At 61.3% G+C, this 12,335-nt stretch carries 11 protein-coding genes and 2 pseudogenes; 9 read left to right on the top strand and 4 right to left on the bottom strand.

Annotation, left to right across the window (positions count from 1 at the left end; translation table 11 throughout):
• Positions 1-115: 115 nt before the first annotated feature.
• Positions 116-1,682, top strand: a pseudogene (gene istA / locus AO692_RS09080) (IS21 family transposase).
• Complete coding sequence (gene istB, locus AO692_RS09085) at positions 1,615-2,343, top strand: IS21-like element helper ATPase IstB (protein WP_054308547.1); 729 nt, start codon at positions 1,615-1,617, stop codon at positions 2,341-2,343. Before istA ends, istB begins: the two are co-directional and overlap by 68 nt.
• Positions 2,344-2,423: 80 nt before the next feature.
• Here the strand turns inward: istB and AO692_RS09090 are convergent, their stop codons facing one another.
• Positions 2,424-3,302, bottom strand: coding sequence for an amidohydrolase family protein (locus AO692_RS09090; protein WP_054309750.1), 879 nt, complete (start codon positions 3,300-3,302; stop codon positions 2,424-2,426).
• A 252-nt stretch (positions 3,303-3,554) separates the two neighbouring features.
• Positions 3,555-4,307, bottom strand: coding sequence for an IclR family transcriptional regulator (locus tag AO692_RS09095; protein WP_054309751.1), 753 nt, complete (start codon positions 4,305-4,307; stop codon positions 3,555-3,557).
• A gap of 111 nt (positions 4,308-4,418) precedes the next feature.
• Here AO692_RS09095 and AO692_RS09100 point away from each other — a divergent pair, with 111 nt between their 5' ends.
• Genes AO692_RS09100 through AO692_RS09125 form a run of 6 tightly spaced genes read left to right on the top strand, consistent with a single transcriptional unit; the run spans position 4,419 to position 9,819 of the window.
• Positions 4,419-5,453 (top strand): cupin domain-containing protein, encoded by a 1,035-nt coding sequence (locus AO692_RS09100; RefSeq protein WP_054309752.1) that lies wholly within the window; start codon positions 4,419-4,421, stop codon positions 5,451-5,453.
• Positions 5,454-5,455: 2 nt separating this feature from the next.
• Positions 5,456-6,178: a fumarylacetoacetate hydrolase family protein gene (locus tag AO692_RS09105; RefSeq protein WP_054309753.1), complete on the top strand. Its 723-nt coding sequence runs from the start codon at positions 5,456-5,458 to the stop codon at positions 6,176-6,178.
• Positions 6,179-6,201: 23 nt separating this feature from the next.
• Entirely contained in the window at positions 6,202-6,894 is a 693-nt protein-coding gene (gene maiA, locus AO692_RS09110) for a maleylacetoacetate isomerase (protein WP_082407270.1), read from the top strand.
• Between the two features lie 42 nt (positions 6,895-6,936).
• The gene (locus tag AO692_RS09115) at positions 6,937-7,962 is read left to right on the top strand and encodes a TRAP transporter substrate-binding protein (RefSeq protein WP_054309754.1); all 1,026 of its coding nucleotides are present in this window, start codon (positions 6,937-6,939) and stop codon (positions 7,960-7,962) included.
• A gap of 13 nt (positions 7,963-7,975) precedes the next feature.
• Positions 7,976-8,518, top strand: a complete 543-nt coding sequence (locus AO692_RS09120) for a TRAP transporter small permease subunit (RefSeq protein ID WP_054309755.1) — start codon at positions 7,976-7,978, stop codon at positions 8,516-8,518.
• Positions 8,518-9,819, top strand: coding sequence for a TRAP transporter large permease (locus AO692_RS09125; RefSeq protein ID WP_054309756.1), 1,302 nt, complete (start codon positions 8,518-8,520; stop codon positions 9,817-9,819). Before AO692_RS09120 ends, AO692_RS09125 begins: the two co-directional genes overlap by 1 nt.
• 121 nt (positions 9,820-9,940) lie before the next feature.
• Here AO692_RS09125 and AO692_RS09130 read toward each other — a convergent pair whose 3' ends face one another.
• Positions 9,941-10,897: a LacI family DNA-binding transcriptional regulator gene (locus AO692_RS09130; protein WP_054309757.1), complete on the bottom strand. Its 957-nt coding sequence runs from the start codon at positions 10,895-10,897 to the stop codon at positions 9,941-9,943.
• A 112-nt stretch (positions 10,898-11,009) separates the two neighbouring features.
• Positions 11,010-11,219: a hypothetical protein gene (locus AO692_RS09135; RefSeq protein WP_152979769.1), complete on the bottom strand. Its 210-nt coding sequence runs from the start codon at positions 11,217-11,219 to the stop codon at positions 11,010-11,012.
• A gap of 62 nt (positions 11,220-11,281) precedes the next feature.
• Between AO692_RS09135 and AO692_RS32190 the strand changes: the two are divergent.
• Positions 11,282-12,273 (top strand): annotated as a pseudogene (locus AO692_RS32190) (IS5 family transposase).
• The last annotated feature ends 62 nt before the right edge of the window (positions 12,274-12,335 follow it).

Below are 12,335 nucleotides of genomic sequence, written 5' to 3' on the forward strand. Positions count from 1 at the left end.
TGTGTTTCGGCGTGGAATAAGGACCCCGTTTCAGGGGTGACCGGCGTCCAAAAAGGACCCCTGTAACGCAGGGTTGTCACACTGCCTTCGGTTTCATCGGGGGCATTTGTTTTGGATGTTGGTTGTGGAGACGATTGCGAAGATACGTCGGCTTTCGCTGGTCCAGGGGAAGTCGATCAAGGAGATCTGCCGCGAGTTGAGGATATCGCGGAAGGTTGTCCGGAAGGTGCTGCGGTCGAACGCGACGGAGTTCCGTTACGAGCGTGAGCATCAGCCGATGCCAAAGATCGGCCCCTGGCAGGATCAGCTCGACGGGCTTTTAGGTGGCAATCACGGCAAGGCGGGGCGCGAGCGGCTAACGCTGATCCGAATCTTTGAGGAGCTCCGCGGTCTCGGATACGACGGCAGCTACGACGCGGTTCGCCGATACGCCAAGAGCTGGGCGAAGGCGCAGGGATCAGCGACGGCGGAAGCCTATGTGCCGTTGTTCTTCGCGCCGGGTGAAGCCTACCAGTTCGACTGGAGCCACGAGATCGTCCTCATCAATGGCGTGACTGTGACCGTGAAGGTTGCCCATGTCCGGCTTTGCCACAGCCGCATGATGTTCGTCAGAGCCTATCCGCGCGAGACGCAGGAGATGGTGTTCGACGCGCACGACCGGGCCTTCGCCTTCTTTGGCGGCACCTGCACGCGCGGCATCTACGACAACATGAAGACGGCGGTTGAGACGGTATTCGTCGGCAAGGACCGGCAATACAATCGCCGCTTCCTGCAGATGTGCAGCCATTATCTGGTGCAGCCGGTCGCCTGCACGCCGGCGTCGGGCTGGGAGAAGGGTCAAGTCGAGAACCAGGTCGGGCTGGTGCGCGAGCGCTTCTTCACGCCGCGGCTGCGCTTCAAATCCTATGAGGAACTCAACGCCTGGCTGCTCGACAAATGCATCGCCTACACCAAGACGCACCGTCATATCGATCAGCCGGAGCGCACGATCTGGGAGGTGTTCGAGGAGGAGCGCGGCAAACTTGTCGAGTATCGCGGCCCCTTCGACGGCTTCCACACGGTCCCCGCCTCGGTATCGAAGACCTGCACGGTGCGCTTCGACAACAACAAATACTCGGTGCTGTCGACTGCCGTGGGCCGACCGGTCGAGATCCAGGCCTATGCCAGCAGGATCGTCATCCGGCAGGATGGCGTTGTCGTCGCCGAACACGCCCGTTCGTTCGGGCGCGGTGAGACCATTTACGATCCCTGGCACTATGTCCCCGTGCTCGCCCGCAAGCCCGGCGCATTGCGCAATGGCGCGCCGTTCCAGGACTGGGTTCTGCCCTCGGCGATGGAGCGGACCCGGCGCCGACTGAAGTCCTCGGATGACGGTGATCGCCAGATGGTGGCGATCCTGGCTGCGGTGTTGACCGACGGGATCGATGCCGTGGAGGCCGCCTGCCAAGAGGCGCTCGACCAGAACGTCTGCTCGTCAGCTGTCATCATCAACATTCTGGCGCGGCGGCGCGATCCGGCGCCAGCCATCACCATTCTCACCCCGGACGCTCTTCGCCTGCGCCATGAGCCGCAGGCCGACTGTGCCCGCTACGACAGCCTCAGGAGGGCAAGCTGATGGAACGCACGCAGGTTCTGGATCTGATGGGAACGTTGAAGCTCTACGGCATGCGCAGTGCCTATGACGAGGTTATGGCGACCGGCATCAAGCGCCAGCACGAGCCGCCGAGGATCGTCGGCGATCTGCTGTCGGCCGAGATCGCCGAGAAGCAGGCGCGCTCCATCAAATACCAGCTCACCGTCGCAAAGCTGCCGATCGCCAAGGACATCGAGGAGTTCGACTTCGACGGCACGCCGGTCAACGAGGTGCTGGTCAGGGACCTTGCCAACGGCACCTTCGTCGCCGACCAGCGTAACGCCGTTCTCATCGGCGGCACCGGAACCGGCAAGTCACATCTGGCGATTGCCCTTGCCCGATCCCTCATCCGCAACGGGACGCGCGGTCGCTTCTTCAATGTCGTTGATCTCGTCAACCGGCTCGAGACCGAGCACCGCGGTGGCAAGCAGGGCCGTATCGCTGACTACCTGACCCGATTGGACTTCGTCGTCCTCGACGAACTCGGCTATCTGCCCTTCGCGCAAGCCGGCGGGCAGTTGCTCTTCCACCTGATCAGCAGGCTCTACGAGCGCACCTCGATCATCGTCACCACCAATCTGGCGTTCGGCGAATGGCCCGCTGTCTTCGGCGACGCCAAGATGACGACGGCGCTGCTCGACCGGCTCACCCATCACTGCGAGATCATCGAGACCGGAAACGAATCCTGGCGATTCAAGAACCGCGCCTGATCACCCCATAACGCCGATCCGCGCTCGCCGGCCTGCGCAACCCAGACCAGCTTCGCCCGGCGAGCGCTAACCGTGGTGCCCTACAGGGGTCCCTTTTGCGCGCCGATCCAGGGTCCCCATTCCAGGCCGATTGACACCTTGGTCGGCACCATGTCGAAAAGTGGTGCGGCGGGACGGCCATTCGATATCGGATCGAGCCAGGCGGTGACACCGTTGCTGTTCATCACCTTCACGGCGCTGCGTGCCGCCTCGATCATGGTCTGCTGTGAGACCGGCGGTACCGCTCCCATCACCTTGTCCCAGCCGGTATCGGCGCTGAAGCCATTCGGCGTGAAGTCTTGTCCATGGCCGAAATATTTGCGTTCGGCTTCGCTCAGGCCGGCAATGTAGTCCCTGGTTACCCCGGCTCTCTTCAGCAAGACCTTATTGGCCCAGCCGGTATGGGCATCGGAACCGGCGAGGATGACGGGGATATCGGCAAAAGGCGGTGCGTTGAACACCTTGTCCAGCGCAGCGACGTTGTCCCAATAGGATGCCGTCAAATTGCCGATGCGCAGCGTATCGCCAATCATGCCGCGCCCGCTCTTCATCGAAGCTGTGGCGAATTCGGCCAATCGTTCCACGGAAGCGTCGCCCTGAGGCAGTTCCGCGGCCACCAGGGTGAAGCCTGCGAAGACCGCGTGCACGTGGCTGTCGATCAATCCTGGCAGCAGCATCTTGTCGCCGAGATCTTCGGTCGCATAGCCGGGCGCCAGTGCCTTTTCGACGTCGGCACGGCTGCCGACGGCGAGGATTGTGCCATCGCGTACTGCGACGGCTTCCGCGTTCGGGGCCGCCGGATTGGCTGTGAATATCCTGCCATTGACCAACAACGTGTCTGCAGCAAGCGCAGGTGCGCCAAGCGCAAGGCCGAGCGCAGCGCCGAAAGCGACGCTTCGGCGTTTGAGTGATGAAAACATGCTTCCTCCCCTTTCGACTTCGATAGCGAAGCCGAGGGGATTTTGGTCAGAAATTTACGGATAAGGCAATAAGTTTATCATTTTGTAATTTTGTGCATGGCTCTACGATTGCTGCAGACAGCAGCGCGGCGCTGGCTGACCATGCGATTGCGAGCCTTAAATGTCCGTGGAGCTGAATGCGGTCATAGGGCGGCAGCCGTAGGGAAGATCAGTCGCGGCTTGGTCTGTAGCGCGTTTTGATGCGAGGCGGCGTCAGCCTTTGATGCTGATCGCGGCCGCGGCGAGTTCGCGCGCGATCACACTGTCCGCGCCACCCTTGCCGAACGCACCGTCAAGCGCTGTTGCCGTCAAGGCGCAGGCCAGCGACCCGTCGAAGTCGAACACTGGGACAGACAGCGCCGCCAGTCCCGGGATGACGGTGCCGTCGACGAAACCCACGCCTCGGGCCCGGGTGTCCTCGATCTTCTTGTTGAGAAGGGCCTTGTCTGTCGCGGCATTCGTTTCGCGGCGCGCAATCGGTGCCGTAGCGACCTCAGGCAGGAAAGCCATGAAGACGAGCCCGGTGGCTGAACGCGTGATGGGCAGAACGCGCCCCAGACCCAGGCTTGTGACCAGTGGCACGCCGCCGTGATGGGTCCGCACAATGACTGGACCCTGTTCGCCCCAGACACTGAGGTGGCCGGTCAATCCATGACGGTCGAGCAAATCGTTGAGCACTTTCTCGGCTTCATCGATGACGCTGCGCCGCGCCATCGCTGCAAGGCCGAGGCGGATCGCCAGTGGACCGAGATCGTACTTCCCGTCCTTTTCATGCTGCGAGGCAAGGCCGATGCGGATGAGGCTGGTCAGATACCGATGCAGTTTTGCTGCAGGCACACCCGTGTCGATGCTCAGGGTCTTGAGGTTGAGTGGCCCAGGCGCGGCCGCCAGCGCACGCAGCACCTTGCCGACGAAATCGATCGACTGGATGCCGCGCCGATCGTCCCCGTTTTCCTGCTCGTCCATTCGATACCTCGCTGAGGGCTTCATATCGTCAGCTTGCAGAAATCACAAATTCACTATTGCGTAATTAATTACGAAATGTAAAAGAATTCGAAATCGCAATGGAGGAGAACGATGGCGGCTTTGCACCCTGATGATTTTCGTGGGCGGCTCGGGCAGGAAGGCGTGTCGCCTTTGTGGGATGTGCTGGATGCGCTCGTAACGCCGCGGCCCGCTCCACGCACAACACCTGCTGCATGGCGCTACGATGCACTGCGGCCACTGTTGATCGAGGCAGGGGAACTCATCACCGCACGCGAAGCCGAACGCCGCGTTCTGATCCTTCAGAATCCCGCAATCACCGGCCAGCATCGGGCAACGGACACGCTCTACACCGGCCTTCAGCTCGTGTTGCCTGGCGAAATCGCACCGGCCCATCGGCACACGCAGTCGGCGCTTCGCCTTGTCCTGGAAAGCGACGGCGCGTGGACCGCAGTCGATGGAGAGCGGGTCGAGATGGCCAATTTCGACCTGGTGCTGACGCCCAACTGGCGCTGGCACGAGCATGGCAATGACGGGACGACACCGGCCATCTGGCTCGACGGACTGGATATCCCCATCGTCTCGGCTTTTGCGGGAGGTTTCGCAGAACATCTCGGCAACAATCCACCACCACCTGCCACGCATCCTGGCGACAGCAGGGCGCGCTATGGTTCCACATTGAAGCCGGTTGCCTGCACCATGGCGGATCGGGCCGCCAGCGGCTATCCGCTATTCCACTATCCTTACGCCCAGTGGCGTCAGGCGCTGGAGGACACGGCCGCTGCCAGCGATCCGGATCCGCATTTCGGCTGCGTCATGGAGTTCGTGAATCCGCTCGATGGCGGATCGGTGATGGGAACGATCTCGGCTTTCGTGCAGCTTGTGCGCGCTGGAACCGTGACACGTCCGCGCCGCCAGAGCGCCAGTGCCGTCTATGTCGGCATCGAAGGCCGTACGGTGCTGACGCTGGATGGCAAACGTTTTGAGATCGGCCAGCGTGACGTGGTGGCGGTGCCGTCCTGGTGCGAGGTCACGATCGAGGCGGGGGCGTCAGATGCTGTCCTCTTCAATTATTCAGACCGTGTTTGCATGGAGAAGCTGGGGCTTTGGCGCGAGCAGCGGGGTTGAATATGCTGGTTCTGTTCGAGCCCTGCCATCCGACGCTGTTGCAAACCACGACCGCTGACAGCTATCCGGTGCGCCGCGTCTTCTGCATCGGCCGCAACTATGAAGCCCATGCGCGCGAGATGGGGCGCGATCCCGATCGAGAGCCGCCGTTCTTTTTCACCAAATGGGCCGAGACGGTCGTCAACGCCGACCCGGATGACGCATGCCGTATCGCCTATCCGCCTGAAACGCACAACTTCCATTTCGAGATCGAACTGGTCGTAGCCATCGGCAAGGCGGGATTCCGGATCGACGCTGCGGAAGCGGAGCAGGTTATCTGGGGTTACGCGGTCGGGCTCGACATGACGCGTCGCGACCTGCAGCTCGAAGCCAGGGATCTCGGTCGACCATGGGACACCGGCAAGAATGTCGAGCAGTCTTCGCCAATGGGGCGATTGGTCGCCAGGGATGCCGCCAGGCCAAACGGTTTCGATCCTGGGTCGGGGCGCATCACGCTGTCAGTCGACGGTATTGTCAAACAGGATGCCGACCTCTCGGAGTTGATCTGGCCGGTCAAAGACATCGTTGCTCATGTCTCGCGCTTCTATCGGCTTGCGCCCGGTGACCTGATTTTCACGGGCACACCGGCAGGGGTCGGCGCCGTCGTCCCAGGCAATCGACTGGTTGGCGAGATTGCAGGGCTGCCGCCGCTTGAGATCACCGTTGCGCCGCCTGCCGATAGTTGACTTCTTGCAGCATCAGCCAAGCCATGTCCCCTGACACAGCCACCAGCATCAAGAAGCCTGAGGATGGGCGACTGCCCAGCTTCACCTTCTACAACTACTTCCGCTCGTCAGCGGCATACCGAGTGCGCATCGCCTTTAATTTCAAGGGCGTTAAGCCGGCTCGCATCGTCGACCTTGATATCAGGCAGGGTGAGCAGAAGGCGGCCATTCTTGGCGATGTGATCCCGCATGGCCTTGTCCCGGCCTTCTCCTGGGATGGCGGGTTCCTGACCCAGTCCATCGCCATGATCGAATGGCTCGATACATTGACACCGCAGATGCCGCGCCTGGTTCCGGTCGACCCGCAAGAGGCGTCTCACGCCCGCGAGATCGCGCTTGCCGTGGCCTGCGATATCCATCCGCTGAACAACCTGCGGGTGCTCAACTATCTGGGACATTGGTTGGACATCTCGGAAGACGCGCGCCTGCATTGGTACCGGCATTGGATCGAGGAAGGATTTGCCGGAGTTGAGCGCATCCTTCGACTGAGGCGCGCGGGAGGACCGTTCGCCTTGGGCTCGCAACCTACGCTGGCCGATGTGTGTCTGGTTCCGCAGGTCTTCAATGCGCGTCGCTTCGATGTACCGCTTTCGACATTTCCGACGATCGTCGAAGTCGCGGATCGGTGCGAGGCAATGGAGGCATCCAGGAAAGCAAGCCCGGAGGCGGCTGCTTGACGAAGCGCCGGAGAACCCGGCGACCAAGGGAGGAGAAACTCGATGCTCGGGAAAATGACCCGCCTTGCCGCATTCGCGGCCGGCCTGCTGTGGTGCGGCTCGCTGCATGCGGCAGAAATCACGCTGAAGATCAGCCATTATCTGCCGCCGACGCACGGCTTTCAGGCCGACTTCCTTGCCCCATGGGCAAAGGAGCTCGAAGAGCGCACCGGCGGCAAAGTCAAGGCCGACATATTCGGGGCCGGTTCAGCCTATGGCGAGGCGGCGCGACAATCGGACCAAGTCAAGGCCGGCGTCGTGGACATTGCATTGGGACTTGCCGGTATCCCGCGCGGCCGTTTTCCAGCTACCTCGGCCATCGAGCTGCCCTTCACGGTGGACAGAGCGGGTCCCGGTTCGCGGGCGCTATGGGAACTCTACAAGCAAGGCGCACTCGGCAAGGAGTATGATGACTTCAAGGTGCTGGCGCTTTTCGTCCACCATGGAGGTCTGTTTCATACGGTCAATCGCCCGGTTCGATCGCTTGAGGACCTTAAGGGTTTGCGCCTGCGCACGCCTGGCCCTGCAGTTTCGGCCATGCTGGAGGCGGTGGGAGCTTCCCCGGTCGGCATGCCGCCGGCACAGATCTACGAAAGCCTCGAGCGCGGTGTGCTCGACGGTGTCGTGACGACCTGGGATCTTGTCGGCGCCATCAAGCTCAACGAGACCCTCAAATATCATACCGACGCGCGCGCTTATGCGGCGGCATTCTATGTCGTGATGAACAAGCAGAAGTACGACGCGTTGCCTGAAGATGTCCGCAAGGTCATCGACGAAATGTCAGGCGATGCGCTGGTGGCGAAGTTCGGCCCCCGGTGGGACAAATGGGAGGCTCGCGGCAAGGAGGATGCAGTCCGGCGCAAGCAGGAGATCATCGAGGTCGATGACGCGACGCGCGCGGCCTGGGCCAGGCAACTCCAGCCGATGACGGAGGCTTATCTGGAAGCGCTGAAAGGGGAGGGCGTAGCCGACCCCAAGGCACTCTACCAGAAAGCAAAGGACCTCCTGGCGAAATATTCGGCCGAATAGTCGGGAGCTGCCTGTGTCTGATCTCTCCAAGGAAATCGGTGGCCGCGCCGCCGCCGCGATCACTCTCATCAATGGCATAGAGCGCCTGATGGCTGCCATGGCGATCTTTGGCATTGTCATGCTTGCCGGCGCGATAGCGTTGGTCGTCGTCGACATCGTCCGGCGGCGACTGCTCGGTGGTTCGGTGATCGGCGTCATCGACATCACCCAGCTTTGCGTGATGGCTGCCGCCTTCTGGTCTATCCCTTATGCATTCAGCAAAAAGTCACATGTCGCGGTCGATTTCCTGGCGATGGACAACGCGCCTCGATTGCGGATGTTTCTCGCGATCGTTTCGGCGCTGCTCAGCCTCGGTTTGCTGGGTCTCATCCTATGGCTCGCCTGGGCGCGAGCGATGGACACCTGGAGCAGCGGCGACATTTCCCAGGATCTCGGCATTCCAATGATCTGGTATTGGGGCTTCCTGCTCTCTGGCCTTGCGGCGGCCCTGGTTGCTGTCGCCGCCGCCTTCCTGCGGGAGATGATCGAGGCCAACGCGTCGAAGGGGAGCGAGTGATGACAAGCTATTGGGGCGTTGCGGGGTTTGCCGCGGTGCTGCTGCTGTGCGGCCTTCGCGTGCCGATTGCAATTGCCATGGGAGTTGTCGGTGCAGTCGGCTCGATCGCCTTGATGGGATGGACGCCTTCCGCCTTCCTGATGTCAAACCTGGCCTTCGAGGCAGTGTTCCCATACGGGCTGTCGGTAATCCCGCTGTTCGTCTTCATGGGTGTGTTCGCGTCTTACTCCGGCCTTTCACAGAACCTCTATTCCGGCATCAACGCCTTCGTCGGTCATCGGCGTGGCGGCCTGGCTGCAGCGACCGTTGGAGCCTGCGCCGTCTTCGGCGCGATCTGTGGTTCGTCGCTGGCGACATGCGCCACGCTTGGGCGTGTCGCACTGCCGGAGATGGACAGGCGCGGTTACTCGCCTGCCTTCGCCGGGGCGACTGTTGCTGCCGGTGGAACCTTGGGTGTTCTCATCCCTCCGTCCATCATCCTCGTGATCTACGGATTGCTGACCCAGCAGTCGATCGGCGCGCTCTTTGCCGCGGCAATGATTCCGGGCCTGATCGCGACCCTGCTCTACATGGCGGCGATCTGGTACCAGGTGAGGCGGAACCCGACCCTCGCTCCGGCCGGCCCCCGCACACCGCGGCGCGACTGGGTAAAGGCGATCGCGGGCATGTGGGATGCCCTCGTGCTCATCCTGCTGGTTATCGGAGGCATCTACAGCAAGGTCTTTTCGCCAACGGAAGCCGCTGCCGTTGGCGCGGGCGCTGCCGTTGTCATTACTGCGCTGAAGCGCAGGCTGACGTTCGAGGTGTTCAAGGTCGGCATCTCCGAAACGGCGCAGATGACCGGCATGATCTTCCTCATCCTGATTGGTGCTGCGCTTTTCAACCTGTTCATCGAGGCCAGTCGCCTGCCGGAGATGCTGGTGACCGTGATCGGCGCGTCGGGTTTGCCGACGCCGGTGATCATGACGATCATCATCGTGTTCTATGTTGTACTCGGCTGCTTCATGGACAGTCTGTCGATGGTGCTGCTCACGGTCACACCGGTTTATGCGATCATCACCCAGCTTGGTCTCGATCCGATCTGGTTCGGCGTCGTGTTGGTGACTGTTGCCGAGATCGGCTTGATCACCCCGCCAATCGGGATGAACCTGTTCGTCATCAAATCGATTTCGCCGAAGCTGGCGCTTGCCGATTTGTGGCGCGGCATCCTGCCCTTTATTGGAGCGGACCTCGTCCGCGTCGTCATCATCGACTCATTGCCGGTGCTGTCGCTATGGCTTCCGCACCTGCTCGGATTTTAAGGTGTTGAACCAGTGATTTTGACAGCGTCGGCGCTCGTTTCAAGCGCCGACATTTCAGCTTGCAACCGGCATTGTGGAGTCGCGGATGATCAGGTTAACCGGCAGAACAATGTGACTTGCGTCACCCGCGCCGCTGTCGATCATCCTCGTCAACAGCTCGCCGGCTTGGAACCCGATGTTGTATTGTTCGATCCGGATCGTCGTCAGGGGCGGTTTCAGGCGATCGACCATCGGCATATCGTTGTAGCCGGTAATCGAAATGTCCTTGGGGGCATTTGATGCCCCTGCGTGCCAATGACTCGATCGCTCCGATGGCGAGACGGTCGTTGGCGCAAACAATCGCAGAGAAGTCCTGGCGCCGGACCAGCAATTCTTCGACGCAGCGTTCGCCCTCGCTCTCCGTGTAGCCTTTCGCAAAAGTCACGAGATCGACCTCTTCAGCGAGGCCAAGCGCCTTGCGATGCCGCTCGAATGCTGCATACCGGTCTGCACCCGTCGAGAGGCGCTGGGGGCCAGCGATGTTTGCGATACGCCGGTGGCCCAGCGACGCCAGGTGAGTGAGTACCCGCCTGATCCCCTCATCATCGTCGTGGACAACGGAACTGACGTTCTCATTGCTGCTGCGCCGGTTCACGGTGACGATGGGGATCCCGTCCTCTGCCAGTTTGGCAACGGTATCATCCTGCAATTCGACGCTTGCAAGAATGAAGCCATCGACTCCCCGCTCCTGGAGTTTCAACGCCAGGCTTTTTTCGCGCACGGGATCATTGTCGGTGTTGCCGATGATCGCCAGGTATCCAATCTGCGCCAATGAATCTTCGATGCCGCGAATGATCGGCGGGAAGATCGGGTTGGCGATATCGGGCACGACGACACCGATCATGCGGCTCCTGGCCGTGCGCAGGGCGGCCGCCGCCGCATTGTGCCGGTAGCCGAGCTGCTGGCTCACATCCAGGATTCGCTGGACGGCTTCCGGGGTAATCAGGTGCCTGTTCTTCGGGTCAAGGGCGCGCGATGCGGTTGAAACATGGACCCCCGCTGCTTTCGCTACGTCCTTGAGAGTAGTTTGGCGCTTCATGCCGAATGGTATCCGTGAGGGCGTGGCGCGTGAGCGCCGGGTCAGAGTGTTTCGATCTGCCTTACCGGTTTCGTCGCCAAACTCCAATTCCAGGCGCTGTTGGCCGCCCGCTCTAATCGCGTATCCCGAACAGATCGGTCAGCCAATCCGCGAGGAGCGGCCGATAGAGCCACGGGATGTTGTTGCAGACATGGTTGCCTTCGTCAAAGATATGACAATCAGCATTCTCGAAAAGCGTCGAACATCGACGCGCTTCCGACGGCGGGAAGATCTTGTCAAGCCTGCCATGGATGATGAGTGCCGGCACAGGGCGTTGGTGCACGGATCATTCAGCGGTCGTGATGTAGGCGAACGGCGATCTCAATAGCCGGTCTGCCTCCAGTCATGCCTTTCAAACACAATGCCGCCCGCCGTCATCGCATCGGGAAGATGAAATTCAAGGTGACGAACTGGCCGGAATATGAGGCGGGCCTCCGCCGACGTGGCAGCTTGACCCTGTGGCTGACGCCGGAGGCGGTTGCCATATGGGTTGCTCCACGACGAACAACGCGTGGTGGCCAGCCTCGCTATTCTGATCTTGCCATCGAGACAGCCTTGTCCCCGGGCATGGTGTTCGGACTGCGGCTACGCCAGGCCGAAGGCTTCCTTGAATCGGTATTGCAATTGATGGGATTGGCACTCTCCGTCCCCGATCATACCACGCTCAGCCGTCGGACACGGACATGGCAATCGCCCAGCAAACGGCAGCATCCTCAGGTTCCTCTGGGCGGACGGGTGCATGTTCTTGTCGATAGTACCGGCCTTCAAATCTATGGCGCGGGCCAGTGGCTGAAGGAGAAACATGGCGCGCCAAATCCCGTCGCGGTTGGCGCAAACTGCATCTGGCGCTGGATGCCGATAGCGGCGAGATCATCGCCCACACAATGACCGACCAGGACACAGGCGATGCCTCGCAGGTGGGGCCACTTCTCAATCAGATCGACGGTCCAATCGGACGGTTAACCGCCGATGGTGCCTATGATGGAAAGCCCATCTACGACGCGATCATCAACCACAGTGCCGATGTTGCCATCGTCATTCCGCCACGGGTCAATGCGGTCGAACCGGCCGGCAATCGATCTCTCGGCCAAAGAGATCAGCATATCGCCGCGATAAGCAGAGACGGGCGGATGAAGTGGCAAGCTTCCACCGGCTACGGCAAGCGTGCGCGGGTCGAGACCGCCATCGGACGATACAAATCCATCATCGGACCGCGTCTGCGGGCTCGGTCGTTTCACGTTCAGCAGACGGAAGTCGCCATCGGCTGCGCCGTCCTCAACCGCATGCTTGCCTGCGCACGCCCGAAGTCCGTCCGCCGCAAGGCAAAGCGAGCGTAGCCCACGTCATCAAACAATCAAAGATCGAGATCCGCCGTGCTCCAGATCCGTGCACCAAAGCC

Source organism: Mesorhizobium sp. 1M-11 (genome assembly GCF_001303895.1).
In the GTDB taxonomy this organism is placed as follows: Bacteria; Pseudomonadota; Alphaproteobacteria; order Rhizobiales; family Rhizobiaceae; genus Mesorhizobium.

Excerpts from the sequence above, each read along its gene's own strand:
- istB (WP_054308547.1), top strand. The coding sequence starts at position 1,615 with ATGGAACGCACGCAGGTTCTGGATCTGATGGGAACGTTGAAGCTCTAC.
- AO692_RS09090 (WP_054309750.1), bottom strand. The coding sequence starts at position 3,302 with ATGTTTTCATCACTCAAACGCCGAAGCGTCGCTTTCGGCGCTGCGCTC.
- AO692_RS09095 (WP_054309751.1), bottom strand. The coding sequence starts at position 4,307 with ATGGACGAGCAGGAAAACGGGGACGATCGGCGCGGCATCCAGTCGATC.
- AO692_RS09100 (WP_054309752.1), top strand. The coding sequence starts at position 4,419 with ATGGCGGCTTTGCACCCTGATGATTTTCGTGGGCGGCTCGGGCAGGAA.
- AO692_RS09105 (WP_054309753.1), top strand. The coding sequence starts at position 5,456 with ATGCTGGTTCTGTTCGAGCCCTGCCATCCGACGCTGTTGCAAACCACG.
- maiA (WP_082407270.1), top strand. The coding sequence starts at position 6,202 with ATGTCCCCTGACACAGCCACCAGCATCAAGAAGCCTGAGGATGGGCGA.
- AO692_RS09115 (WP_054309754.1), top strand. The coding sequence starts at position 6,937 with ATGCTCGGGAAAATGACCCGCCTTGCCGCATTCGCGGCCGGCCTGCTG.
- AO692_RS09125 (WP_054309756.1), top strand. The coding sequence starts at position 8,518 with ATGACAAGCTATTGGGGCGTTGCGGGGTTTGCCGCGGTGCTGCTGCTG.
- AO692_RS09130 (WP_054309757.1), bottom strand. The coding sequence starts at position 10,897 with ATGAAGCGCCAAACTACTCTCAAGGACGTAGCGAAAGCAGCGGGGGTC.